The sequence below is a fragment of the Streptosporangium sandarakinum genome (assembly GCF_013409935.1).
Classification (GTDB): Bacteria; Actinomycetota; Actinomycetes; order Streptosporangiales; family Streptosporangiaceae; genus Streptosporangium; species Streptosporangium nondiastaticum.
Window position 1 is genome coordinate 3320415 of record NZ_JACCCO010000001.1, and the last position, 23123, is coordinate 3343537.

Annotated in this window: 27 protein-coding genes and 1 pseudogene; 12 read left to right on the forward strand and 16 right to left on the reverse strand. The window is 70.2% G+C overall.

All coding sequences use genetic code 11. The annotated features are described in order from the left end of the window. The first annotated feature begins 1 nt into the window (after position 1). The 3 genes and pseudogenes from HDA43_RS14875 (at position 2) to HDA43_RS36695 (ending at position 1644) form a co-directional block, all read left to right on the forward strand. Positions 2-892 carry a hypothetical protein gene (locus tag HDA43_RS14875; RefSeq protein ID WP_179821064.1) on the forward strand — a complete coding sequence of 297 codons (891 nt, stop codon included), beginning with the start codon at positions 2-4 and terminating at the stop codon, positions 890-892. Between the two features lie 73 nt (positions 893-965). Then, positions 966-1340: pseudogene (locus HDA43_RS36690) on the forward strand (recombinase family protein); the annotation flags it as partial. 1 nt (position 1341) lies between these two features. Further along, positions 1342-1644 (forward strand): helix-turn-helix domain-containing protein, encoded by a 303-nt coding sequence (locus HDA43_RS36695; protein WP_218911728.1) that lies wholly within the window; start codon positions 1342-1344, stop codon positions 1642-1644. Here the strand turns inward: HDA43_RS36695 and HDA43_RS35940 are convergent. Beyond that, a complete protein-coding gene (locus HDA43_RS35940; protein ID WP_281395095.1) occupies positions 1587-1718 on the reverse strand; it encodes a hypothetical protein in 132 nt (43 codons plus the stop codon). The genes HDA43_RS36695 and HDA43_RS35940 overlap by 58 nt on opposite strands. Before the next feature lie 34 nt (positions 1719-1752). Continuing rightward, on the reverse strand, positions 1753-2391 hold the full coding sequence (locus HDA43_RS14885; RefSeq protein WP_179821067.1) for a TetR/AcrR family transcriptional regulator: 639 nt from the start codon (positions 2389-2391) through the stop codon (positions 1753-1755). A 61-nt stretch (positions 2392-2452) separates the two neighbouring features. On the opposite strand from HDA43_RS14885, the gene HDA43_RS14890 reads away from it, so the two are divergent. From HDA43_RS14890 to HDA43_RS14900, 3 genes are all read left to right on the forward strand, one after another. Further along, positions 2453-3118, forward strand: coding sequence for a class I SAM-dependent methyltransferase (locus HDA43_RS14890; protein ID WP_179821069.1), 666 nt, complete (start codon positions 2453-2455; stop codon positions 3116-3118). Between the two features lie 317 nt (positions 3119-3435). After that, the gene (locus tag HDA43_RS36700; RefSeq protein WP_376770476.1) at positions 3436-3570 is read left to right on the forward strand and encodes an SAM-dependent methyltransferase; all 135 of its coding nucleotides are present in this window, start codon (positions 3436-3438) and stop codon (positions 3568-3570) included. 155 nt (positions 3571-3725) lie between these two features. Further along, complete coding sequence (locus HDA43_RS14900; protein WP_179821071.1) at positions 3726-4097, forward strand: DoxX family protein; 372 nt, start codon at positions 3726-3728, stop codon at positions 4095-4097. An 83-nt stretch (positions 4098-4180) separates the two neighbouring features. Here HDA43_RS14900 and HDA43_RS14905 read toward each other — a convergent pair whose 3' ends face one another. Continuing rightward, positions 4181-4456: a hypothetical protein gene (locus tag HDA43_RS14905; RefSeq protein WP_179821073.1), complete on the reverse strand. Its 276-nt coding sequence runs from the start codon at positions 4454-4456 to the stop codon at positions 4181-4183. A gap of 105 nt (positions 4457-4561) precedes the next feature. Further along, positions 4562-6049: a serine/threonine protein kinase gene (locus HDA43_RS14910; RefSeq protein WP_179821075.1), complete on the reverse strand. Its 1488-nt coding sequence runs from the start codon at positions 6047-6049 to the stop codon at positions 4562-4564. A gap of 215 nt (positions 6050-6264) precedes the next feature. On the opposite strand from HDA43_RS14910, the gene HDA43_RS14915 reads away from it, so the two are divergent. Then, a complete protein-coding gene (locus HDA43_RS14915; protein ID WP_179821078.1) occupies positions 6265-7149 on the forward strand; it encodes a hypothetical protein in 885 nt (294 codons plus the stop codon). A 305-nt stretch (positions 7150-7454) separates the two neighbouring features. Here HDA43_RS14915 and HDA43_RS14920 read toward each other — a convergent pair whose 3' ends face one another. Next, positions 7455-8402: an NAD(P)-dependent alcohol dehydrogenase gene (locus HDA43_RS14920; protein WP_246423991.1), complete on the reverse strand. Its 948-nt coding sequence runs from the start codon at positions 8400-8402 to the stop codon at positions 7455-7457. A gap of 118 nt (positions 8403-8520) precedes the next feature. Here HDA43_RS14920 and HDA43_RS14925 point away from each other — a divergent pair, with 118 nt between their 5' ends. Next, on the forward strand, positions 8521-9198 hold the full coding sequence (locus tag HDA43_RS14925; RefSeq protein WP_179821084.1) for a TetR/AcrR family transcriptional regulator: 678 nt from the start codon (positions 8521-8523) through the stop codon (positions 9196-9198). A gap of 125 nt (positions 9199-9323) precedes the next feature. Here HDA43_RS14925 and HDA43_RS14930 read toward each other — a convergent pair whose 3' ends face one another. After that, positions 9324-9848 (reverse strand): Lrp/AsnC family transcriptional regulator, encoded by a 525-nt coding sequence (locus tag HDA43_RS14930; RefSeq protein ID WP_179821087.1) that lies wholly within the window; start codon positions 9846-9848, stop codon positions 9324-9326. A gap of 99 nt (positions 9849-9947) precedes the next feature. Between HDA43_RS14930 and HDA43_RS14935 the strand changes: the two genes are divergently transcribed. Together HDA43_RS14935 and HDA43_RS14940 are read left to right on the forward strand one after the other, a co-directional pair. Further along, positions 9948-11171 (forward strand): trans-sulfuration enzyme family protein, encoded by a 1224-nt coding sequence (locus tag HDA43_RS14935; protein ID WP_179821089.1) that lies wholly within the window; start codon positions 9948-9950, stop codon positions 11169-11171. A gap of 343 nt (positions 11172-11514) precedes the next feature. Next, the gene (locus tag HDA43_RS14940; protein WP_179821091.1) at positions 11515-11877 is read left to right on the forward strand and encodes a nuclear transport factor 2 family protein; all 363 of its coding nucleotides are present in this window, start codon (positions 11515-11517) and stop codon (positions 11875-11877) included. 145 nt (positions 11878-12022) lie between these two features. On the opposite strand, the gene HDA43_RS14945 is transcribed toward HDA43_RS14940, so the two are convergent. The 9 genes from HDA43_RS14945 to HDA43_RS14985 form a co-directional block, all read right to left on the reverse strand. Beyond that, positions 12023-12607: a DUF6461 domain-containing protein gene (locus HDA43_RS14945; RefSeq protein WP_179821093.1), complete on the reverse strand. Its 585-nt coding sequence runs from the start codon at positions 12605-12607 to the stop codon at positions 12023-12025. Positions 12608-12925: 318 nt separating this feature from the next. Beyond that, positions 12926-13207, reverse strand: a complete 282-nt coding sequence (locus HDA43_RS14950) for a metal-sensitive transcriptional regulator (protein ID WP_179821096.1) — start codon at positions 13205-13207, stop codon at positions 12926-12928. A 68-nt stretch (positions 13208-13275) separates the two neighbouring features. Further along, complete coding sequence (locus tag HDA43_RS14955) at positions 13276-14637, reverse strand: MFS transporter (RefSeq protein ID WP_179821099.1); 1362 nt, start codon at positions 14635-14637, stop codon at positions 13276-13278. Positions 14638-14777: 140 nt separating this feature from the next. Then, positions 14778-15371: a MarC family protein gene (locus HDA43_RS14960; protein WP_179821102.1), complete on the reverse strand. Its 594-nt coding sequence runs from the start codon at positions 15369-15371 to the stop codon at positions 14778-14780. A 191-nt stretch (positions 15372-15562) separates the two neighbouring features. After that, complete coding sequence (locus HDA43_RS14965) at positions 15563-17785, reverse strand: heavy metal translocating P-type ATPase (RefSeq protein ID WP_179821104.1); 2223 nt, start codon at positions 17783-17785, stop codon at positions 15563-15565. A gap of 27 nt (positions 17786-17812) precedes the next feature. Beyond that, a complete protein-coding gene (locus HDA43_RS14970; protein WP_179821107.1) occupies positions 17813-18808 on the reverse strand; it encodes a DUF8832 domain-containing protein in 996 nt (331 codons plus the stop codon). Further along, entirely contained in the window at positions 18805-19014 is a 210-nt protein-coding gene (locus HDA43_RS14975; protein ID WP_179821109.1) for a heavy-metal-associated domain-containing protein, read from the reverse strand. The genes HDA43_RS14970 and HDA43_RS14975 overlap by 4 nt, the downstream gene beginning before the upstream one ends. Before the next feature lie 26 nt (positions 19015-19040). Further along, positions 19041-19310 carry a metal-sensitive transcriptional regulator gene (locus HDA43_RS14980; protein WP_179821112.1) on the reverse strand — a complete coding sequence of 90 codons (270 nt, stop codon included), beginning with the start codon at positions 19308-19310 and terminating at the stop codon, positions 19041-19043. Further along, complete coding sequence (locus HDA43_RS14985) at positions 19303-19821, reverse strand: carboxymuconolactone decarboxylase family protein (RefSeq protein ID WP_179821115.1); 519 nt, start codon at positions 19819-19821, stop codon at positions 19303-19305. Before HDA43_RS14985 ends, HDA43_RS14980 begins: the two co-directional genes overlap by 8 nt. A 102-nt stretch (positions 19822-19923) precedes the next feature. Here HDA43_RS14985 and HDA43_RS14990 point away from each other — a divergent pair, with 102 nt between their 5' ends. Then, entirely contained in the window at positions 19924-20484 is a 561-nt protein-coding gene (locus HDA43_RS14990) for a tyrosine-type recombinase/integrase (RefSeq protein ID WP_179821118.1), read from the forward strand. A 124-nt stretch (positions 20485-20608) separates the two neighbouring features. Next, positions 20609-21394, forward strand: coding sequence for a hypothetical protein (locus HDA43_RS14995; protein ID WP_179821121.1), 786 nt, complete (start codon positions 20609-20611; stop codon positions 21392-21394). Positions 21395-21872: 478 nt separating this feature from the next. Here the strand turns inward: HDA43_RS14995 and HDA43_RS15000 are convergent, their stop codons facing one another. Further along, complete coding sequence (locus HDA43_RS15000) at positions 21873-23087, reverse strand: SGNH/GDSL hydrolase family protein (RefSeq protein ID WP_312873262.1); 1215 nt, start codon at positions 23085-23087, stop codon at positions 21873-21875. Positions 23088-23123 lie beyond the last annotated feature (36 nt).

Genomic DNA, 23123 nt, shown 5'->3' on the forward strand with positions numbered 1-23123 from the left:
CATGGAAGCCTCCTCCACCGGCCGCCGTGGCGTGCCACCCCTCCGGCTCGCCGCCGGCGCGGCCTTCATGCTCCTGATCGTCACCGGATGCGGCGCCGGCGTCCCCGGGAACGATCGGCCCGCCCCGGAACGCGTGACCGTCACGGTCACCGCCGGGGCTCCCGAGATCACCCGGACCACCGAGTCCGCGGAGAGCGGTGAGCCGGCCGGGACGGGCGATCCGGCCCCGGACCGGACGGCGGTGCGGCCGGGCGGGGTCCTCACCGACGGCGGCACCGTCGCATCCGAGCTCACCCGTGCCGGGCAGCGGGACGGATTCGCCCTGGATCTGGGTGACGCCAGGGAGTTCTACGTCACCGACATGACCGGTGACGACATCCGGCTCCAGGTGTACTCCGAGGTCGACGGCCGGCCGGTCGGCCCGTCCGACGTCGCTCTCAGCTGGGGAACGTCCGTCGTCAAGCTGACCAAGGCGGGCGGGCACCGGCTGGAGGTCTTCGGGAACACGAACGTCGTCGGGCCGTACGGTTTCCGGATCGCGACGGTGAAGGTCCGCACGTTCCCGGCGGCGATCGGCCTGCGGATCGGCGAGGGCGGCCCGGACGGCGCGGGACGGCTGGACGTCCCCGGACGCGTCGACCGCTTCGAGTTCGACGCGGACGGCGCGTCGGCCATCAAGATCCTCGGCGGGGCCGGGGCGTGCGAGGCCATCGAGCTGGAGCTCGTGGACGCCGCGCAGAGGAGCGTCGCGAGCCCGCGGCAGCCCATCCCCCTCTGCGGGTACGAGTCCGACATCCCGCTCTCCAACGGGGACGGCCGGTACGCGCTCGTGGTCAGGTCGGGTACGGCGAAGACCGGGCCCTACTCGTTCCAGATCGTCCGGGCGGGCTGAACGCCGGCCGGGCGCCGGACCGGCGTCGACCGGTGCGGCCGGCATCGGCCATGACGCCGGACGCCCCCCGCGGATCAGTACCACCGACCAGAACCCCGACCACCAGATCGACGCGCTGCTGCGCGCGGGCGTCGACCGCAGTGCCATCCATCTGGACAAGGCCGGTGGCGCCAAGGCCTCCCCGCCCAGCCTCGATCTGGTCCTCAAGCTGCTACGCGAGAGCGACACGCTGAAGGTCACCCGGCTGGACCGGCTGTCGCGCTCGGTCCTGCACCTGGTCACCCTCGGGGCGGACCTGCGCGAACGCGGGGTGGGGCTGCATGTGACCGAGCAGGGCATCGACACCGACACGATGGAGGGCCGCGCGATGTTCGGCATGCTGTCGGTCCTGGCCGAGCTGCAGCGCGAGCTGATCGTGGCCAACACGCTGGACGGCCTGGCCTCAGCCCGTGCGCCTGGCCTCAGCCCGCGCCCGCGGCCGGGTCGGCGGACGCCGGCCCAAGCTCACCGCCGACCAGGCCGCCCTCGCCCAGCAGCTGTACGACACGCGGGACAAGACCGTTCAGCAGATCGCGGACTTGTTCGGGGTGCCGCGCTCGACGGTGTACGGGCATCTGAAGGGCGACACTGTGCCCCGCCGGCCAAAGAAGACCTTGGACAGGGCGCAGCCGGGACAGGGTCGGAGTTCTGTTTGTCATGGTCGGCCTACCGGCCCCGGGGCTTGGGTGGCCGGGGTGATCTGGTCGGCGTAGGGCCCGGTACGGGTGTCGGTCAGGTTGTCCGCCCCGGCCCGCAGAAGGCCGGCCAGCTGGTCAGCTACCAGCATCGCGGGCTGGAGGACCATCGTGACGTCCGTCCGCCTAGCCGGGGTCGGCGCAGAGTTGGGAGGTCAAGGCGGTGCGGGCCCACTCTTCCCACGTGTCCGGTGACCAGTCGCGGTCGCGGACGAAGATCAGGTAGAGCTGCGGGCTGAGCAGGCCGAACAGTAGGTCCGCCGCCATCTCGACGGAGAGGCCGGGACGGGTGTCGGGCTTGCGGACCAGGGCTTCGGCCGCTGCGTACTGCACGGTGTAACGCGGGTCGGGGCCTTCCGGCCACTGTGCGGCGATCTCAGGGTCGGTGGCCGCGGCAGCCGCGATCAGCGGCATGATCGGGGCGACCCGGCCCAGGATCTCGCGGGTGCCGTGGATGTGCGCGCGCAATTGCCCGGCCGCGGTGGGCTCGGCGCATGCGGCGCGAAACCACTCACGATCCATGGTGGCGACCGGCTCGGTATCCCCGGCTATGGATGCGTCGACGACGTCCTTGAACAGCGTGCGCTTGTTGCGGAAGACGAAATAGACCGTCTGGACGGCCACGCCCGCCCGGTCCGCGACCTCCTGCAGGCTCGTCGCCCCGTAACCCTGCGCGACGAACAGCTCGCGAGCCACCTCGACGACCTTTTCACGGGTGCGGCGTGAGCGCTCGGCTCGCTTGTCCGGCCGCTTGACCTTGTCCATATTGCGAGTATATCTCTAGAGTACGTCACTAGAGTTCAACTCTAGATTCTTGGAGGAGACGATGGACAAGCCCAACACCACCCAGAAGCCGGAACCGGACCTGGCCTCAACGCGGCGAGACCCGGAGGAGGAGTCCGTCCACCGCGCGCTGGAGGGCTACTACCGCACCGGCAAGCCACCGTGGGACACCGGCGTGACGCCGCCCGAGCTGGTCGCCCTGGTAGAGGGACACGGCGTGCTGCCGCCCGGCCGCGCCCTCGAACTCGGCTGCGGCACGGGGACCAACGCCATCTACCTCGCACGGCACGGCTGGGAGGTGACGGCCGTCGACCTGATCGACCGCGCCGTCGACCAGGCCAGGGAGAAGACTGCGGAGGCGGGAGTGGCGGTACGGCTGCTGCACGGAGACGCCACCCGCCTCGACGAGCTGGACGTGCCGGGCCCCTTCGACCTGTTCTTCGACCTGAGCTGCTACTGCGGGATCCCGCTGCACCGCCGCGACGCCTACGCCGCCGGGCTCACCCACCGCGCCGCTCCCGGAGCACGGTTGCTGATGTTCGGGTACGGCCCCGAGCCGCTCGGCGGTCCGACCCAGCTCACGTCGTGGGCGGCGGGCGTCACAGCCGACGAACTCCGCGCCAGGTTCCCCGGCTGGGAACTACTCGACGTCACACCGGGCACCAACTCGGTGCCGACCTTCTGGTTCACGCTGCGCCGCGACGCCTAGCGATCTCCGGTCGCGGTTTCTGTGGGTCTGTGGCAAGCCTCACGCCGCCCGAGCAAGTCGAGCTTGGGCGGCTTAACGGCCGAAGACGGCTGGCACGACGTTCGAGCCGTGATCCGGCTGGACGGTGAGACCTTTACCGCCTCGGCGGTGCCCGGCCTGAAGGTCATCCTCCTCTTCGATCGGATCGACCCGGCCAAGGTACGCACCGATCCCCGCCCCCCACGAGGGAACCCGAGCGCGGCCCCTGTAGGGATCTTCGCCCACCGGGGCCATACCGTCCCAACCGTCTTGGTGTCTCCCGCTGCCGGCTCCTCGCCGTGGACGGCCTGAACTTGCACGTCGCCGATCCGGACGCGCTGTCAGGCACCTCCGTCCTCGATATCAAGCCGTATCTGATCGAGTTCGCCCCCGCCACCCGGTCACCCAACCGGCCTGGGCCACCGAGCTCATGAGCTCCTACTACTGAGGTTCCGGCTGGCGGGCCCCCGCCGGCCGTCCAGTGATCAACCTGGTCGCAGGACCATGACCTCTCGTAGACGACACCCATCGCCTATGTCTGCGACCAGGCCGAACACCTCTGCATCGTCCCGTGGAGAGAGCTACTGATATGAACGTGTTCCTGTGGATACTGCAGGCCGTCCTGGCCACCGCTTTCGGCTTGGCCGGGGTGATGAAGTCCGTCCGGCCCAAGGAGAAGCTGCGCCCCGTGATGCCTTGGGTGGAGGACTTCACCGCCACCCAGGTTCGTCTGATCGGCGTGGTCGAACTTCTCGGTGCCGTCGGCCTGATCCTGCCCGCCGTCACCGGCATCGTCCCAACCCTCACTCCGCTGGCCGCTACCGGCCTGGCCATCACCATGCTCGGTGCGGCCGCCACCCACGCCCGCCGCAAGGAGTCGTCGGGCATCGCTGTCAACGTGGCCTTGCTCGCGCTGTCCGTTGTCATCGCCTGGGGCCGCTTCGGCCCTTACGCTTTCTGACCTCTGGCGAGTTCTGGAGAGGCCCCTCGCAGGCCACCGACATCAGAACGGCCGGTCATGATAAGACGAGCCCGCCGGGCTCCTTAACGTGACTGGCCGTTCCGTTGCTGCTCAAGCCCCGAGACCCCCTCGGACAACGCGGCCGGCAGGCCGATCGCCTTGACCCGCTCCAGCTTGACGATTTCGGCCGGCAGCGTCTCCAGCCGCAGCGGCCCCGGGTCCTCCTTCAGCTCCTGCAAAAACGCGCGCCAGCCGCCGCTGGCGCCAGTGGCGCCACTGGCGACCTGAGTCTGCCCGTACCCGTCCGAGGCGTCCTGTCCGGCGGCCTCAAGGAGAGAGTCCGTGGCCGCATTACGCAACGACAGTCACACAGAGTTACTTGCGGCCGGTGACGCGGACCCGAGTGGGGGCCGACGTGGTCGCATGCCCGTGCCCTCCCCGCCCGGGACCGGCTCAGGGCCTGCTCAGGGCCTGCTCAGGCTTCCGCGGTACTCCAGCGCGCCCGCGCCCTCCTGACCGACGAAGTCCAGTGTCGCCGGGTCCTTCAGGGTGAGGGTCATGTCTCCCCCCACGCACTGGTCCCGCTGCACCCGGGTCAGGTCGAGCACGTTCCCGGCCCTGACCCGGGTCAGCACGACCTGCTGATCGCACGCACCGGTCCGCCACGTCCCCGTCGGCCGGTCACCCGACAGGGTCAGCGTGATGTCGACGGCCTTCCGCCGGGCGTCCTGCGAGACGACCCGGCCCGTCCACGTGCCGGCGAACGCCTCCGGGACTCCCCCGCCCGGCTGGACCGAGGACTGCGCCGACGGCGCCGCGGAACGTGACCGCCCGTCCGCGGCCGAGCGGGACGGTTCCGGTCGCCCGTCCGTGACCGAACGCGATCCGGTTTCCCCGCCCGTGCCGGTGGCGCCCTTCGACCCCGTCGGGTCGCCACCGGGGGAGCCGCCGAGCACTCCTGTGGCGTACAGCACCGCCGCCGTCACGAGCGCCGCGGTGATCCCGGTGACCGCGATCAGCACGGCGGGTCTCCGCCTTCGCCGGGGCGCCGGTTCGTCGTGCCGCGGCACCGTCTCCGGGTCCGCCCGGCCGTTCCAGCCGGCGGGCAGGTAGGCGGTGGGCACCGGGCCGACCTCGGGGACCGTGACGGTCGGGACGCCGGGCTCGACCAGGCGGATCATGAGCGCCCGGGCCGAGGGGCGTGCCCCGGGGTCCTTGGCCAGGCAGACGGCCAGCGTCTCCCGCAGGGGTGACGGAACGCCCGTGAGGTCGGGCTCGGCGCTGAGAATCCGGCGGAAGACCGCGGCGACGGTGTCGCTGCCGAACGGCGCGCGGCCGGTGGCGGCGTAGACCATGGTCGAGGCCCAGGAGAACACGTCGGCCGCGGGCGAGCCGTACACGCCGTTGAGCTGTTCGGGAGCCATGTACGGCGGCGTGCCGGACATCGACGAGGGCATCGTGCTCGCGTCGAGCAACTGGGCGATACCGAAGTCGACCACCCGTGGGCCGTCCGGGCCGAGCAGCACGTTGGCCGGCTTGAAATCCCGATGGACGACCCCCGCGCTGTGGATGGCGGCGAGCGCGGTGGCCGTGGCGACCGCCAGGCGGTCGAGGTCGCCCCCGCGCAGGGGTCCTCCGTCACGCACCCGCTCGTGGAGCGAGGGGCCCGCGACGAACTCGCTGACGACGTAGGGGTCCGGCCGGTCGGTCTCGGCCACCAGCACCCGGGCCGTGCAGAAGGGGGCCACCCGCAGCGCCGACCGCAGTTCCCTGGCCAACCGGCGGCGCGCGGCGGGATCCGAGCCGCTGCGCAGCACCTTGATCGCCACTCGCTCGCCGGACCGGCTTCGCCCTTCGTAGACGATGCCCTGGCCGCCCTCGCCGAGCCGCCCGGCCACCTCGAACCTCCCCAGGACGCGCGGGTCTCCCGGCTCCAGCGGACCAGCGGGCATCGGTTCCTCCACGCGCGGGGTCGTCCCCTCACACTAGCGACGCGGGACCCGCCCCACCACGGTCCCGCCGAGGCGGCCGCCGGGGGACCGGGCGGAGGGCACGGCCGGACGTCGAAGGCGGGCGAGTTTTGGATGGAACGTGCGGGTTAATATCGCATTCACCCTTCTCTTTCCGCTTAGTGACCCCAAAGCCTTAACAAAAGGACAAACCCCCAATGAGACGATGGGTTGTGCTGGCGGCCGCCGTACTGGCCGGGGCCGCACCGGTCACCGCGAGTCCCGCCGTCGCGCAGGCGGACGCCCCCGATCCGGCGGGTGCGATCAAACGGCAGCTCCGCAGCGAGCACGGCGTCCGGATCTCCGAGGTCGACCGCTTCTACTTCGGTGCCAAGTCGACGACCTCCGGGAGCGGGACCCGGATCACCGGCAGGCTCCAGTTCGCCCCGTCGGGTCCGGTCGCCGCGGACCTCATCTGGCGGGACCTTCCCGCGCCGAAGGCCAAGGAGCTTCCGCCCGGGAAGCAGATCTCCCACCGTATGATCCGCGTCGGCAGGAACACCTACGACGACGCCGCCGACCATCCCGGCGGGCCGGTCCCGGAGGGCAAGAAGTGGATCCGGTTCCCGGACGCCCACCTGGGACGCACGAACCGGGACATGGCCCGGGACGTCAGCCTGCAGCCGATAGACCTGTACGACACGTCCCTGATGAAGACCCTGCTGAAGTGCTCGAAGAGCGAGCGCGTCTCCGGCGGCTTCCTCTACCGGGGCACCCTGAGCCGCAAGGAGCTGGGCAGGCTCTCCAAGGGCGCCTTCATCGACTGGGCCTCGGGGCGGCCCGTCGGCGCGAAGAGCAAGGGGAAGGTCTCCTGGCGGCTCTGGACCGACCGGACCGGCCTGCCCAAGCGCCTCGTCACCGCCGACACCGTGGGAGAGGGGAAGGACCCGCTGGTCAAGCGGAGCGACACGCGCTACACCGGCTGGGGCTTCCGCCTCGTCATCACCGCCCCGCCCGCCGACGAGGTCATCGACGAGGCCGACCTGCTGGAGTACGTCCGCGAGCGGAACGAGCCCATCCCGGAGGACTCCGGCAACACCTGAGACACCCCGTACGGCGCCGCGGGCGCACCGGAGCCCCGTCGCGTCCGGCGACCACTACATGTGATGGGCGGACCAGGCGGCATCGTGTTGCCGGTCCGGCTCGCGTCCCGTTTTTCGCGGTCGCACCGGGGCGGCCGCCATGCCCGCTGCCGCCGATCACGACCGGGAGAGCCCCGGCCATGATCGGCTCAGGGCGCCCGTGCTGCTCGGTTGCGCCGATGTACGCCGGCGGGTCCCCGATACGGCACCGCCCAGGGGCTTTCCGCCGATCACACGCATTCCTCGATCACTCCGTCAGGACTTCCTCAGTCGACCCTGACCACGTACTTGCCCCGCACCCCGCCCGCCTCCAGCGCCCGGTGTGCCGCCGCTGTCTCCTCCAGCGGGAAGCACCTGTCCACCGCGGGGCGCAGTCCCCCCTCCGCCACCTGATGGGCGAGGTCGTCGAAGAGTGCCCGCGTGGGGTTGCCGCTGAAGAAGCGCACCCGGCCGCGTCCGTGTACGGCGCTGGCAGCGATGTAGCCGAGTGAGGCGGCGGGCCGCGTCGGGTCGAAGGCGATGGTGACCATGCGTCCGCCGGGCGCCAGCAGGCGCCGGAAGGCCCGCAGGTCGGTGCCCGCGGTGTCGAGGACCACGTCGAACAGGCCCAGTTCCCCCGGCGGGACGGTCCGGTGGTCGATGGCGTGGTGGGCTCCGAGCGTGCGGACGAAGTCGAGGTTGGCGGCGCGGGCCAGGGCCGTGACCTCGGCGCCATATGCCTGTCCGAGCTGGACGGCGGCGTTGCCGACGCCGCCCGCGGCACCACGTACGAGCAGTCGTTCGCCGGGGCGCAGCCCGGCCTTGTCGCGCAGCGCCGTGATGGCCGTGGTCGCCACCGGCAGCGCGGCGGCTGCCACCAGATCCAGTCCGTCCGGGACCCGGCCGAGCCGCTCGGCCCGGACCGTCACGTACTCGGCGGCGCTGCCGAACCCGGTACGGCCCACGACGCCCCACACACGGTCGCCGGCCGCGACGTCCGTCACGCCGGTGCCGAGCGCGGCGACCTCGCCGGTGAAGTCCAATCCGACGCGTTGCGGGAACCTCCGTCCGGTGAAGAGACGGAGGCTGCCGGAACGGGCCGCCAGTTCGCCGCCGTTGACGCTGAACGCGCGCACCCGCACGAGCACCTCGCCGGGCGCCGGCTCGGGGCGCGGCACCCGGCCCACGTACAACACCTCGGGGCCGCCGAAGCGGTCGAAAAGTACTGCTCTCATCGTGCGGTCGTCCATCGTTCTCACCTTCACCACCAGTGGCCGCGCGGGGGATCCGGCCCCGAGCGTAGGCTCTTAACCGGACGGCACCGTCCGTTTGGACCGGAGATGAGAGACAGTGGTGGAGGAATCCTCTCGGATCGCGGGCCCGGAGCTGCGGGCCGACGCCCGGCGCAACCGGGGGCGCATCCTCGTCGCCGCCCGTGAGGTCTTCGCCGAGCACGGGATCGACGCGCCCATGGCGACCGTGGCCCGACGGGCCGGGGTCGGCGTGGCGACGCTGTACCGGCGTTTTCCGACCCGGGACGCCCTGGTGCGGGCCGCGTTCGCGCAGCAGGTGGAAACATGCGGCCGAGCACTCACCGAGGCGCTGGCCGACCCCGACCCCTGGCGGGGCTTCCAGCGCCTGGTCGAGACGGTCTGCGAGCTCCAGCGGGAGGAACAGGGGTTCCCGGCCGCGTTCGTCGCGGCCTTCCCGGACAGCGCGGCGGAACACGCGCAGGCCCGGGAACGGGCCGAGCGGGACCTCATGACCCTGGTCCGCAGAGCCCAGGCGGCGGGCGCGCTGCGGGCCGATTTCCACCCTTCCGACCTCGCCGTGGCCCTGTTGGCCCACTGCGGTCTGGTCACCGCGCTGCCGCATGACGGTGCCGCGTCCCGGCGCCTGGTGGCGTACCTGCTCCAGTCGTTCCGCGCCGAGGCGGCCCACGGGGCCCTGCCTCCACCGAGCGCTCTGTCACTGGGCGGTCTCCCGCTCGCGGCCGACGGCTCCCAGAGGCAGCGGCCCTCCAGGGCCTGACGCGAAGTGGCGCCTACCGCGTGGCACGCCCTTTGGAGCTCCTCCGCACGCCCGGTGCCCGACCGGCTTGGACGAAGTCGCCCTGGAGGACGAACGCGGCCGCGGAGGACGAACGCGGCCGCTCGCTACCGGGCGGGTCTGGTCGCCTTCCTGGCTTCGAGGGCCGGAGAGGGCGGCAGGACGCCGACGCCGGTGCGGGCCTCGAAGACGAGCTGGGTCTGTGTCTGCCGTACGCCGGGATGCACGGTGATCCGTTCGAGGATCAGGTCACGGAGGTCCTGTGGAGTGGCGACGGCGGCATGCACGAGGAAGTCGTCGTCACCGCTGACATGGAAGACCGCCAGGACTCCGGGTGTCTCGACCAGCCGATCGAACAGGGTGCGGACCGGGTCGCGATTGTGGCCACCCAGCCGGACCCGGATGATCGCGTGCAGCGGGCGGCCCAGCGCGGCGGTGTCGATGTGCGCGTGGATGGCGGTGATCACACCGGAAGCGCGCAGCGCGCGCACCCGATAGGCGCACGTCGACTCGGCGACACCGACCTGAGCCGCGAGTGCGGCGTTGGTCAGGCGGCCGTCCCGGGACAGGGCCGCCAGGATCTTCAGGTCGGTGCCGTCGAGCTGTGGATCCTGCGGTACGCGTCGCGACATCGACCCTCCTGTTTACGGATTCCGCACCGACTATCCGGAAACAGGCCATCTTCCGCAACATATCTTGAGGATGGCTGGTGATTCCCCGACAGTCGGGCCATGACATCCCGTTCTCTTCATCCCGACACCGTCGCCGTACACGCTGGGCGTGAGGATCTGGCGGATCTCGGGGTGCATGTGCCTCCGATCGATCTCTCCTCGACCAACCCGTTGCCGGACATCGAGACCGGAGGACATGCCTACGAGACGTTGGCCTCCGGTGGTCATCCGGAGGGAACGGCGGTCTACGCACGGCTGTGGAACCCGACGGTGGCGCGATTCGAGGCGGGATTGGCGAGATTGGAGCACGCGGAGGCGGCGGTCGCCTTCTCTTCCGGCATGGCGGCGCTGACGGCGGCGGTGCTGGCGGCGAAGCGGGAGACCGGGCGACGCCATGTCGTGGCCGTCCGCCCCCTGTACGGCGGCACCGATCACCTGCTGGCATCCGGCCTGCTGGACGTCGAGACGACGTTCTGCGAGGGCACGAGCACGGCGGTGGCCGCGGCGATCCGCCGCGACACCGCGCTGGTCGTGCTGGAGACTCCCGCCAACCCCACGCTCGACCTGGTCGACATACGTTCCGTCGTGACGGCGGCGGACGGGGTGCCGGTGCTGGTGGACAACACGTTCGCGACGCCCATGCTGCAGAACCCGCTCGAGTTCGGTGCCGCGATGGCGCTGCACAGCGCGACCAAGTACCTGGGCGGGCATGGCGACGTGATGGCGGGTGTGATCGCCTGCGACCAGGGGCGCGCCGCGGCACTGCGCCGGGTACGCGCGATCACCGGTGCACTGCTCCATCCGCTGGGCGCCTACCTGCTGCATCGCGGGCTGGCGACGTTGCCGGTGCGGGTACGCACCCAGCAGGCGAACGCGCGCGCCGTCGCCGCCTGGCTCGCCGACCACCCGGACGTGGCCCGCCTCCACTATCCCGCCGACGACCATCCGCTGATCGGGCGGCAGATGAACGGCACCGGCGCGATGCTGTCGATCGAGTTGCGCGGCGGCTACGAGCAGGCCGCCCACCTCACCTCAGCCGTCCGGGTGTTCACGCACGCGGTGTCACTGGGCGGCGTCGACTCCCTGATCCAGCACCCGAGCGCGCTCACCCACCGTCCGGTGGCCTCCGACGCCCGCCCCACCCCGGCTCTGGTCCGCCTGTCCATCGGCCTGGAGAACCCCGTGGACCTCATCGACGACCTGGACCGCGCCCTGTCCGTGAACCGCCGTACTCACGTGCACCGTTCGGCGATCAGGCCCCGGATCCCGGATCTCCAGGCCTGACTTCCCCTGCTCGGCCCGAAGGCCGAAGAGACGTGACCGACGCGGGGCGGGAGCGGCCGAAGCCGTCGCTCCCCCCGGCGAGGCGGCGGATCTTCCCGGCGACCTCGTCGGATCCCGTTCGGCGCGGGGCTCCGGAGGCGGGGTCGCACAGGATGACCGGCGATCACCCGTCCGGATGCGACCGACCGCCTTCCGACCGCGACACGGCGCGCAGGTTCGGAGAACTCCGACGAGTCGTACGGCTCGTACGGCGACGGGATCCCCACCCTGGCGATAGTTGTACGCCGTCCTTCGCCCCGTATCGTCCCCACCAGTGTCCCCGGCCGTGCGGGAAAGGGACGGCATGACCGACGACGTGGTACGACGTGTTTTCCAGGTGGTCGACTCGTTCGACCCCGAGGAGTTCGCCCGGCTGCTGGCCGAGGACGCCACGCTGGTGTTCGGCAACGCCGAACCGCTGGCGGGACGCGAGGCCATCGTCGCCGGGCTGCGGGCGTTCTACTCCACCATCGGCGGCCTGCGGCATCGGATCGTCAGGAACTGGCAGGTGGACGCCGACGTCATCGCCGAGACCGAGGTGACCTACCGGCGACTCGACGGCAAGGACGCCGGCGCCGTAGCCGTGTCGATCTGGCGCACCCGCGACGACGGCCTGATCACCGACTACCGCATATTCGTCGACCTCGCCCCCGTCTACGCGGCCTGAAGCTCCGGTGAAGCTTTTTCATCCCGGTGGCCTGGTACAGCGGGTCCGCGCGGAACGACGCCCCCGGTGAATCTTGCGGGAGCTCGCAGCGGCGCGATCCACCGGCTGCGACCGCCTCGATGGGGTCACAGACGATGGATCCTGTTCACCTCGGTTCGGGGATGACCCCGCACAGGTAGGTGGACCCCTCCAGCAGCTCCGGTGTCAGCGTGATGCCGGTGAGATGCTCGGCCAGGAGGAACGCCGGCCCGTCGCCGGGGTGGAGGTGTCTGCGGTCGGCGCCGATCCGCTGCATGATCTCCACGATCTCCTCCGGCACCTCTTCCGAGTAACCTTCATCGGCGATGAAGCAGAACCGGATCTCTCCGTCTTCGCTCCAGTAGAAGTACTCGACGCCTTCGACGTCGCGGAAATGGGAGACGAGGCGGGTTCCCGCCGACAACGAAGTGATGATCTCTTCATCGGCGCCGAGCCCGCCGTTGGGCTCAACGGCGAACACCCAGTCGCCCATGGTCGCGACACCGAGGAACGCGGTGTCGTAGCCGTTCCCGCGGGGAGTCTCGATCAGCTCCCCAAGCGTCATGGGCGTGAAATCCTCTGGCCGGCCACCGAGCCGGACCACCAGTTGCTCGGGTGTCAGGCCGTGGACGTAGGTGAAGCAGTAGGCCTCCGCCAGCTCGGGGAAGCGCTCGTGGGAGAACCAGGCACAGTCACCAGGGGTCGCGATCATTCCGTCATGCTCACAGCCCCGACCGACACGACCGGATCGTACGTCAGAGAACAGGTCACACGACGACGACGAAGCCGCTGCACCGCGCCACGGAGCCGAATCTCAAGATCTCTGAATGTGGTACCCGGCGGGGGTGGTGACCTCTGGCGTGGATCTCGACGGACCGTGGGGTCCTTCCGTCGTGATCCACGCCGTTCCGGCTCTCGTGTCCCTGCTCTGCGCCACAGGGTCGGCGGTGTACGAGCCGAAGGGGCGGATCAGGCCCGGTGCACCCTTGACGGCGTAGGCGGCGACACTCTCTCGATTCACTTTGGAGAATCAGGAACGAACGAGTCTTGCGATGGCGTCCGAGGCTTCTTTGATCTTCTCCTGGGCCTCGGGGCCGCCGTTTCTGGTGGCCTCGGCCACACAGTGGGCCAGGTGCTCCTCCAGGAGGGAGAGGGAGAACGACTGGAGCGCGCTGGTGACCGCGGACACCTGGGTCAGGATGTCGATGCAGTACTTGTCGTCGTCGACCATGCGCTGCAGTCCACGGGTCTGACCCTCGATCCGGCGCAGACGCCGGAGGTGGTCCTGTCTGGTGTCTCCGTATCCGGCCATGCCCTCTCCCTCTCCCTATCCCTATCCCACCACCGTACCTCCTGGGGGTATCTGAGAGTGGGTTCTTCTCACCCGAGGGCCGCCGGCTGCTGCCCCTCCTGCGCGACGGCCTTGGGCCGCCTCATGAACGCCACCGTGGCGACCACGCCGATCGCCGCGACCACCGCCGCGCCGACGAAGGCCGCGTTGGTGGAGCCCTGGCCGGTGGCGATGGCCGTCATCACGGCCAGGCCGAGCGCGGAGCCCACGTTGTAGGTGGTGTTCACGATGCCGGAGGCCAGGCCCGCCTCTTCGGGCCGCACGCCGGACATGGCCGACATCATCGCGGGGATGTAGGCCAGCGACATGCCCACCGCCGCGATCAGGCTCGCGGGCAGCACATCGGTGACGAACGATCCGTTCGCACCGACCAGGCTCAGACCGGCGATCCCCACGGCGAGGACGCCCAGACCCAGCACGATGAGCGGCTTCGCACCGAAGCGGCCGAGCAGCCTGGCGGTGATGCCGACCATGAAGATCATGACCGCGACGGTCATGGGCAGCAGCGCCGCACCGCTCGCGAAGGAGCCGTAACCGAGGGTCTTCTGCAGGTAGAGGTTGAGGAAGTACCACATCGGGATCCACGCGGCGCCCAGGAGCGCCATGGCCAGGTTGGCAGCGGCCAGGCCGGGGGTCTTCCAGATGGCGAGCGGCATGAGGGGCTCACGGACCGAACGCTGGATGAGCAGGAAGGCGACCAGGAGAACGGCGGCGCCGACTCCGGCGAGCCAGTCGGTGGTGACGATCGCGTAGACGGCGAGGGCGACGCCCGCGGTCACAGCGATCGCGCCGAGCCAGTCGACCGACCCGCGCTTGCCCTCGGCCTTGGGCAGCAGCGCGGGAATGGCGGCCAGCGTGGCCAGGCCGATCGGGATGTAGACGATGAACACCCAGGGCCAGCTCAGGTACTCGGTGATCACGCCGCCGAGGAAGACGCCCGCCGTACCACCCGCGGGTGCGGCGGCGCCGTACAGGGACATGGCCTTGCCCAGCTCACGCGGGCTGTGCCCGAACAGCATCATCAACAGCGTCATCGCGGCGGGAGCGATGAGGGCTCCGCCGACGCCCTGGACGGCGCGCCCCAGGATCTCCACCCATACGGTGCCCGCCGCCGCGGCGATGACCGAGCCGGCGGTCAGGACGACCCAGCCGGCGGTGAAGATCTTGCGGGCGCCGAGCAGGTCGGAGAGCTTGCCGCCCAGGAGGAGCAAGCCGCCGAAGGCGACGACGTAGGCGTTGAACACCCACTGCAGGCTGCTGTCGGTGAAGCCCAGCTCGCGCTGCATGTCCGGCAGGGCCACTCCGATGATGGACGTATCCATGATCACCATGAACTGCGCGGCGGCGAGCACGATGAGCGCCCACCACCGACGCGGATTAACGGCAGACACGACGTTCTCCTTTCATTGGATACCCAAGGGGGGTATCTGAGGCGCAAGGAACGTAACATACCCCTGAGGGGTATGACAAGGCGGTGGACCGGGGCATGCCGGAGGCCCCGTGGCCTCCGGCGCCGGGCTGCCGTATCGCCTCAGATCCAGTGCAGGATCGCCCCGGCGACGAGCTCCACGGCTATGGCCGCGGCCAGAAGCCCCATGATCCGGGTGACCAGGTTGAGCCCGTTGTCCTTGAGCAGCCGCCCGATGAAGGGCGAGAAGTGCAGAGTCAGCCAGGTCAGCAGCAGTGCCGCCGCCAGGGCGAGGGCCACCGCCACCACGGCGGGGGCGCTTCCGGCCTTCTCCACGTAGAGCATGGTCGCCGCGATGGCGCCGGGTCCGGCCAGCGGAGGCGTGCCGAGCGGGACGAACGCCACGCCACCGCTCTCGGCCGTGGCGCGGTCGCGTGCGCAGTCCGCCTTGAGCAGATCGAGCGCGATCAGGGCGAGCAGGGCACCGCCGGCCACCTGGAGCGCCTGGAGAGAGATTCCGAGCGCGTCGAGCAGGCCCTTGCCCGCGACGGCGAAGACGGTCACGATTCCGGCGGCCACGAGCACCGAGACCCGAGCCGTTCTGCGCTGTCCGGACGGGCTCTGGTGCCGGGTGAGGGTGAGGAACACCGGGATGGCGGCAAGCGGGTCGAAGATGACGAGCAGGGTGACGAAGGCCTGCGTGAACAGGGCCGACATGACAGGCCTCCACGGGCGGGTCTGATGTGCCCCGCCCTCGGAGTCGTCAGAGGGACGGGATGGACTCGGTGGCCGTGGAGAAGCAGGGGATCGTCCGGCGCAGCCACACCGCGACCATGTCCGTCCCTCCTTCCGAGCAGTCCGGTGGCCGGTGGCCCGGGAATCCCGGGCCACCGGCCACCGGCGTCCTGTTACTTGAAGCCGCGCAGGCGCAGGCTGTTGGTGACCACGAAGACGCTGGAGAAGGCCATCGCCGCTCCCGCGATCATCGGGTTGAGCAGGCCCAGCGCCGCGAGCGGCAGGGCGGCCACGTTGTAGGCGAAGGCCCAGAACAGGTTGCCCTTGATGGTGCCCAGCGTCCGGCGGGAGAGCCGGATCGCGTCCGCGGCCACTCGAAGGTCGCCGCGGACCAGGGTGAGGTCCGAGGCCTCGATCGCCGCGTCCGTTCCGGTCCCCATCGCCAGGCCGAGGTCGGCCTGGGCGAGCGCGGCGGCATCGTTGACGCCGTCACCCACCATCGCCACCCTCTTACCCTCGGCCTGGAGCTTCTTGACGACGTCCACCTTGTCCTTGGGCAGGACCTCGGCGATCACCTCGTCGATGCCGACCTCGGCCGCGACGGTCCTGGCGACCGCCTCGTTGTCGCCGGTGAGCAGCACCGGGGTGAGGCCGAGCGCCCGCAGTCGCCGGATGGCCTCCTTGCTGGTCGGCTTCACCACGTCGGCCACCACGAGGACGGCCCGGGCCTTGCCGTCCCAGCCGACGGCGACAGCCGTACGGCCGGCCGCCTGAGCCTCCTGGAAGGCCCGCTCCAGCTCGACGGGCAGGTGCTGCGACCACTCGGCCAGCAGCCTGGGCCGGCCGACCAGGACGGCGTGGCCGTCCACGATGCCCTGGACGCCGAGGCCCTCGACGTTGGCGAAGTCCTCCACCGTGGCGGTGGACTGCGCGGCGCGGGCGATCGCCTGGGCGATCGGGTGCTCGGAGGCGTGCTCCAGGGCTCCGGCGAGCTTGAGGACCTCGTCGCGGTCCTCGCCCTCGGCCAGGAGCACGTCGGTGAGGGTCATCTTGCCCTCGGTCACGGTGCCGGTCTTGTCGAGGACGATCGTGTCGATCTTGCGGGTGGACTCCAGCACCTCCGGGCCCTTGATCAGGATGCCCATCTGAGCACCCCGGCCGGTGCCGACCAGCAGGGCCGTCGGCGTCGCCAGGCCGAGCGCGCAGGGGCAGGCGATGATCAGTACGGCCACCGCGGCCGTGAAGGCCGCCGCCGCGCCGGACCCGGTACCGAGCCAGAAGCCGAGGGTGCCGAGCGCCAGAGCGATCACGATCGGGACGAAGATGCCCGAGATGCGGTCGGCCAGCCGCTGGACCTGGGCCTTGCCGGTCTGGGCCTCCTCCACCAGCTTGGCCATCTGGGCCAGCTGGGTGTCGGAGCCGACGCGAGTGGCCTTGACGATCAGCCTCCCGCCCGCGTTGACGGTGGCGCCGGTGACGGGGTCGCCCTGCCGTACCTCCACCGGGACCGACTCGCCGGTCAGCATGGAGGCGTCGATGGCGGAGGTGCCCTCCTCGATCACGCCGTCGGTGGCGATCTTCTCGCCCGGGCGGACCAGGAAGAGGTCGCCGACGTTGAGCTGGTCGGTGGGAATCCGCCGGCCGTCGACGAGCTCGACCTCCTTGGCGCCCAGTTCGAGCAGTGCGCGCAACGCCGCTCCCGCGCGGCGCTTGGATCGCGCCTCGAAGTAGCGTCCGGCCAAGATGAACGCGGTCACACCGGCGGCGGCCTCAAGATAGATGTTGCCGGAGCCGTCGCTGCGGGCGATCGTGAACTCGAACGGGTGCGTCATACCCGGTACGCCTGCCGTACCGAAGAACAAAGCCCACAGCGACCAGCCGAGCGCGGCCAGCGTGCCCAGGGACACCAGGGTGTCCATGGTCGCCGCGCCATGCCGCAGGTTGGTCCAGGCCGCCCTGTGGAAGGGCCAGCCCGCATAGACCACCACCGGAGCGGCCAGTGTCAGCGACAACCACTGCCAGTTGGTGAACTGCAGCGGGGGGATCATCGCCATCGCGATCACCGGAACGCTCAGCACCAGGCTCGTGATCAGGCGGTTGCGCAGCGGACGGAGCTCGTCCTCCGGCTCCTGGGCCTCCTGGCCCGACTCCGTCTTCGGCGGGGCGGGGAGAGCCGCGGTGTAGCCGGCCGACTCCACTGTGGCGATCAACTGCTGCGGGTCGATGCCCTCGGGAAAGGTCACCTTCGCCTTCTCGGTGGCGTAGTTGACCGTCGCGGTGACGCCGTCCAGCCTGTTCAGCTTGCGCTCGATCCGGTTGGCGCAGGACGCGCAGGTCATGCCACCAATGGATAGCTCGATGGCGCCTTGGCGCCGGTCATCGGTAAGCGGAGACATCACCGCTCCTTTCCGTGCGTCCTGTTGTCAGTGCTTGTGGCCGGCGCCGTGCTCGGTGGAGCCGGCCGTGGGCTTCGCGTTCGGATCCACCGTGGAGTCCTGCTCGGCGCCGAGGGTGAAGTCGGCGGTCCGGACCTTGCCCTCATGCTGGAAATCGAGGAAGAGCCGGTAGTCGCCGCGACTGGGCACCTCGGCGTAGAAGACGATCTCCGGGCCGGGCCGGGTCTTGCCGTCGCCGGGCTCACCGTCGGGGTGTACGTGGAGATAGGCAAGGTCGCCGCCGCGCAGGGCCACCAGGTGCCCGTAGGCGCCAAGGTAGGGCTGCAGGTCGGTGACCGGCTTGCCGTCCTTGCTGACCTTGAGGGTGAGCTTGCTCTGCCGGCCGGGGAGCAGCTCACCGTCGAGGGTGACGGTGTAGCCGTCGACCTCGGACGTACGGCTGGCCGCGGGCAGCGCCTTGGGCGTGTAGTCGCCTGAGACGAGCAGGTCTCCGCCGAGCGTCAGGGCCTGACCACCGGTCGGCGCGAAGTCGGCGAAGGCCCGGTAGGCCCCCGCCTCGGGCAGCGTCAGCTTGACCGACCAGACGCCGTCGCCGGCCTCGACCGGGTGGAGATGCTGAAAGGTGCCCAGGTCACGCGAGACGACGATGAAGTGGAGCTTCTTGTCGTGCTGGACCTGGTAGTCGGTGACCGCCTTGCCGTCAGGGCCGGTCACGGTGAACCGGAAGTCTGTCGGCTCGTCCGGCTTGATCGCCGTGGTGAGCGGGGTGAAGCTGTAGCCGTTCTCGGACACTTGAAGCCCCCCGGGGGTACTGCTCTCGGCTTGTTGCGCGGGAGCGGCGTGCTCTCCGTGGCCTGCGGTGGTTTGTGGAGCCGGAGCCGCCACGGCGTGGCCGCCGCTGCCATGGCTCGGCTTCGCCGGCTCCCCGCCCAGCGGTCCGACGACGTTGCCGAGCCCGAGCGCCCCACCGAAGATCAGGGCGAGGCCCGCCATGTAGGCGCCGATCTTCGCTGCGGCGTTCATGGGTTCACCACTTCGTATCCGGCCTCTTCGACCGCGGCGCTGACCCGCGCCGCGTCGACCGGGCTTTCACTCGTCACGGTCAGCAGCCCGGTGGCCAGGTCGACGTCGACCTCGGTCACGCCGGCGACCTCGCCGACCTCCTCCTTGACGGAGCTGACGCAGTGTCCGCAGGTCATGCCCTTGACGGTGTAGGTGGCGGTGGCCATGACAATCACCTCTCGTCTTGTGACTCTTATGAACGGACCAGGCGCGCGATCGCGTCGGCCGCTTCCTTGATCTTGATGTCCGCCTCGGCGCCGCCCTTCCGCGTCGCCTCCGCGACGCAGTGGGCCATGTGCTCCTCCAGGAGGACCAGGGAAAAGGACTGCAGGGCGCTGGTGGCCGCCGAGACCTGGGTCAGGACGTCGATGCAGTACTTGTCGTCGTCGACCATCCGCTGCAGGCCTCGCACCTGCCCCTCCACCCGGCGCAGTCGCCGCAGGTGAGCCGCTTTGTCATTCATCGGGCTCAAGTCCGATCAGCAGGTTGAAGGCGCCGGTCAACAGGTTCAGCGACACCAGGCCGACGATCTCCGCGATCACCCGTTCGCTCCAGCCATGGGCTCGCAGCTCGGCCACGTCCTCGTCGGAGAGGGACGAAGGCTCGGCCAGCACCCGCACGGCCACGGCGATCAAGGCGGCCTCGCGCGCGTCGGTCGAGGTGCCCTGGCGGGCCAGCTCGATGTCCACTTCGCTGAGCCCCGCCGCTCGCGCCGCCTCGGTGTGCGCCGACAAGCACATCGCGCAGCCGATCCACTCCTGCACCGCGAGCGAGATCTTCTCGCTCAGCGGGCGGGGGATCTTCACCCGCTTGATCGCGCGGGAGAAGTCCAGGTAGCCCTGGAGCAGTGCGGGCGAGTGAGCCATCGTGGCCACCATGTCGCCCACCCCGCCGCGCCTGGCGACGATGTCACTCAGGATCTCGCGGGACTTGTCGGGGGCTTCCGACGGGTCAAGTGCTTGAAGGCGTCTCATCGTGTCCTCCTCGTCTGCCGCCAACCATATACCCCCCGTGGGTATTCCGGAACCCCCAAGGGGTATAAGTAACTCGAACATGGATGTTCGAGTCACTGGAGGATGCGTGAAGAACCGAGGCTGGGCATGGGCAGGCGTGCGGACGGCGAGGGCTCGGCCTTCCCGCGCAAGGGCGGCCGGGCCGGCTACGTCCGGGGCACCACGCCCGAGGGCGACCTGTGCGTCACCGCACCCAAGCACCGCCGGCATGTCCAGGAGGACGCGCGCAAGGCCGCCGGAGAGAAGTGGCGGGACTCCGACCTCGTCCTCACCACGCGGAACGGCACACCGATCGAACCGTGCGACTTCAATCGGGCCTTCGCGGCGCACTGCCGCCGGGCGGGCGTGCCGACGACCCGCGCCCACGACACCCGGCACACCCGCGCCTCACTCCTGGCCGCCCTCGACGTCCACCCCCGCGTCGCGATGCGCGTCCTCCGCCACCCACAGGTCTCGATGGCCATGGACGTCTACACGCGGATCCCGACTCCGGAAACTCGCAGGGCACTTGACCGGCTGAATCAGAGCCTCGACGGCTCGAACCAGACATGGCTTGCCCCCTTCACCTCAAGGCCCTTCGGGATCACCCGAAGGGCCTTATTCGCATGCAAGAGCCTTTGTTGATGGCCACGAAGACATGCCGGAATGGCTACTGCGCCAATTCCGATGGCCGTTATTCGTGATTTAAAAGAGGGAGTTCCCAGCGAGCTGTCCGATTCACCTTCACACCGAACGCGACGGAGGGCGAGTGACGCACCCCAAGAGCTGCGAGCGCGCCAAGCGGCACCAGTGCCGATGTTCCGACTGTGGTGGGGCACAGCATGGCTGGCCTTACGGCCTCGACCTGGCTCGTGACCCATCTCCCACGGGCCGTCAGGAGGCGAGGGAACGCAGCGACATCGCGTGGGCGGCCTCCTCGCCCCCCAAGGGGAAACGGGGGCCGTCCAAACAGAGACAGGCGGCCGCCACCGACAGCGCCACGGTCGATCTCATCGAATGGCTGTCCGAAAACCCGCAGACGGTCGAGCGCATCCAGGAAATCGGCGATCTCCTCACCGGCCGCGTCGTCGGAGAGCTGGACAAGAGATTCGGCGGCGACAGGCCGCGGGAAACCAGAAGAAGACTCACCGAGCATTTCTGGTGCGACCTCCTCGTCGCCCTGGCCGAGGGCATCGAGGAATTCTCCAAGGCCATGGACCGAATACCCGAATACGTGACGGCGGCCATCATCGACTCGCGGAAGGCCGAGAATCGCAGCCCTCTCCTCGAAGCTCTGGTGACGCTTGCCGTACGGACGGCGTGGGAGCCCATCAAGGACATGATCCGCGCCGGCGGGGTCGAGGAGCTGCAACGGACCTGCCGGATCCTGGCGGTCCTGATCTGCCCGGCCCCCGAGGACCATGCGGCGGTGCAGAACGGCGCGCTCCTCCCGCTGGCGCAGGAAGGCATGCTGGAGATCAGCCGGGAACGGCTGGAGCAGGTCTTCCCCGCCGAATGGGTTCGCCGCCTCCGGGATGACCTCGGCGGCGCCTGAACGAACCGCCGGCCTCGAACGCCCGACCGGGCATCCCCTACCCATACGGAAGCCTTGAGCCCTGGCGAGCAAGGATCGCGAACGGCTGTCCGCGTAGGGCGGTGTTGCTGCATCCCACTGCTGTACGGCTACGACGAAGGCCCTCCGGGATGATCCCGGAGGGCCTTTGACCTGCTGCGCGGCCGAGATGACTCGAACCCCTGACCTTCTGATCCGTAGGGAAGGGCGGACGCTGCGCCAGAGGCGTCCCGGCCTGGCCAGACGGTGGATGAGGGCTGGTGGGATGCGATCGCGTAAGACGGTGTCGCTGTACGGCGCGGCTGCATGAAGCCGACCGCAGGAATGTCGACCATGTGCGCGAGCATCTGGTCGGGCATCGGCAGAAGGCGGCGCCCCAGGTGCTCGCGGGCCTCGTGGCCGCTCGAGACTGTCACATCGCGAGCACCGGGAACGGCTTCCCATGCGGATGGTCTCCCGGTCAGAGCCGGTCGGCGATGACGTGGGCCATGGCGGTGTAACCGGCGTCGTTGGGGTGCAGGTGGTCACCGCTGTCGTAGGCGGGGTTGAGCACGTCGGGGTCGCCGGGGGCGGCCATGGCCTGGTCGAGGTCGGCGACGGCGTCGAACTCGCCTGAGGTGCGGATCCATTGGTTGACGGTGTCGCTGAGGGCGGCGGCGTGGTCGCCCCAGTGGTCGGAGTCCTTGAACGGCGGCAAGGTGGCTCCGATGACCTTGACGCCCTTGGCGTGGGCTTGGCGGATGAGCCGGCGGTAGCCGGTGATCAGCTCGTCCGCGGAGACGACGGGCGCGGGCTTGTACGTCGGGGTGTCGGACTCGCTGAATCCGATGTCGTTGACGCCCAGCAGCACGACGACCGTGCCGACGCCGGGCTGGTCGAGCACGTCCCGCTTGAAGCGGGCCGCGGAGCGGTCGCCGTACCAGGCGGAGTCGTTGAGCACGAGGTTGCCGCCGATGCCGGCGTTCAGGACGGGGCGGGCGCGGCCGGTGGCGGCGAGGCGCTCGGCGAGTTCGTCGGGGTAGCGGTCGTTGGCGTCGCCGGTGGAGCCGAACCCGTCCGTGATGGAGTCGCCGAAGGCGACTACCCCGTCGCGGGTCCTGGGCCCGCCCGCGACGTCGACACCGGACAGGTAGTACCACGAGTGCGTCGTCTGGTCGTAGGCGTTCGAGGCGGTGTCGGCGCTGTGGTCGCCCTGGGCGCGGTAGCTGGTGGCGTGCGCCTGGGAGTGGAAGGTCGCCGGTCCGGTGGTCCCGGCGAAGTAGAGGGTGACCGCCACGGACTGGAAGGGGCTCACGTCGAGTTTGATCGGGTCGCTGGACAGGCTGCCGCGTGCGGGGATGCTGGCCGAGGTGGCGTGGCTGAAGGTCAGCTTCCGTACGGACTGAGGCCGGATCGCGGCGCCTTGGCCGGCGTAGGCGACAGTGGCGCCCGTCAGACGCACAGGGGTGGGGCCGTAATCGTTCGACAGGCGGATGCGCAGGGATGAGCCGCCGGCGGTGAGCCTCACGATCTGGCGCACGCTCTGGCCGGTGAAGCCTTCCTCTGACCAGTTCGGCCCGAATCCGGTGCTGGCCCGCTGCGGTGCGGCGATCCAGGCCGCCTGCCAGCCCGTCTGCCGGTCTGTGCCGGCTTGGGCGGGGGCGGCCACGGCGAGTGCGAGGGCCAAGGCCGACACCGCCGCACCGCTCTTTGCCGCGAAGTTCTTCAGGTG

Coding starts and splice junctions, on each gene's coding strand:
- HDA43_RS14875 (WP_179821064.1), top strand. CDS start 2: ATGGAAGCCTCCTCCACCGGCCGCCGTGGCGTGCCACCCCTCCGGCTC.
- HDA43_RS14950 (WP_179821096.1), bottom strand. CDS start 13,207: ATGGCCGGATACGGAGACACCAGACAGGACCACCTCCGGCGTCTGCGC.
- HDA43_RS14940 (WP_179821091.1), top strand. CDS start 11,515: ATGACCGACGACGTGGTACGACGTGTTTTCCAGGTGGTCGACTCGTTC.
- HDA43_RS14890 (WP_179821069.1), top strand. CDS start 2,453: ATGGACAAGCCCAACACCACCCAGAAGCCGGAACCGGACCTGGCCTCA.
- HDA43_RS14980 (WP_179821112.1), bottom strand. CDS start 19,310: ATGAATGACAAAGCGGCTCACCTGCGGCGACTGCGCCGGGTGGAGGGG.
- HDA43_RS14965 (WP_179821104.1), bottom strand. CDS start 17,785: ATGTCTCCGCTTACCGATGACCGGCGCCAAGGCGCCATCGAGCTATCC.
- HDA43_RS14920 (WP_246423991.1), bottom strand. CDS start 8,402: ATGAGAGCAGTACTTTTCGACCGCTTCGGCGGCCCCGAGGTGTTGTAC.
- HDA43_RS14930 (WP_179821087.1), bottom strand. CDS start 9,848: ATGTCGCGACGCGTACCGCAGGATCCACAGCTCGACGGCACCGACCTG.
- HDA43_RS14900 (WP_179821071.1), top strand. CDS start 3,726: ATGAACGTGTTCCTGTGGATACTGCAGGCCGTCCTGGCCACCGCTTTC.
- HDA43_RS14945 (WP_179821093.1), bottom strand. CDS start 12,607: ATGATCGCGACCCCTGGTGACTGTGCCTGGTTCTCCCACGAGCGCTTC.
- HDA43_RS14970 (WP_179821107.1), bottom strand. CDS start 18,808: ATGAACGCCGCAGCGAAGATCGGCGCCTACATGGCGGGCCTCGCCCTG.
- HDA43_RS14985 (WP_179821115.1), bottom strand. CDS start 19,821: ATGAGACGCCTTCAAGCACTTGACCCGTCGGAAGCCCCCGACAAGTCC.
- HDA43_RS14935 (WP_179821089.1), top strand. CDS start 9,948: ATGACATCCCGTTCTCTTCATCCCGACACCGTCGCCGTACACGCTGGG.
- HDA43_RS14960 (WP_179821102.1), bottom strand. CDS start 15,371: ATGTCGGCCCTGTTCACGCAGGCCTTCGTCACCCTGCTCGTCATCTTC.
- HDA43_RS14990 (WP_179821118.1), top strand. CDS start 19,924: ATGCGTGAAGAACCGAGGCTGGGCATGGGCAGGCGTGCGGACGGCGAG.
- HDA43_RS35940 (WP_281395095.1), bottom strand. CDS start 1,718: ATGCTGGTAGCTGACCAGCTGGCCGGCCTTCTGCGGGCCGGGGCGGAC.
- HDA43_RS14975 (WP_179821109.1), bottom strand. CDS start 19,014: ATGGCCACCGCCACCTACACCGTCAAGGGCATGACCTGCGGACACTGC.
- HDA43_RS14885 (WP_179821067.1), bottom strand. CDS start 2,391: ATGGACAAGGTCAAGCGGCCGGACAAGCGAGCCGAGCGCTCACGCCGC.
- HDA43_RS14915 (WP_179821078.1), top strand. CDS start 6,265: ATGAGACGATGGGTTGTGCTGGCGGCCGCCGTACTGGCCGGGGCCGCA.
- HDA43_RS14910 (WP_179821075.1), bottom strand. CDS start 6,049: ATGCCCGCTGGTCCGCTGGAGCCGGGAGACCCGCGCGTCCTGGGGAGG.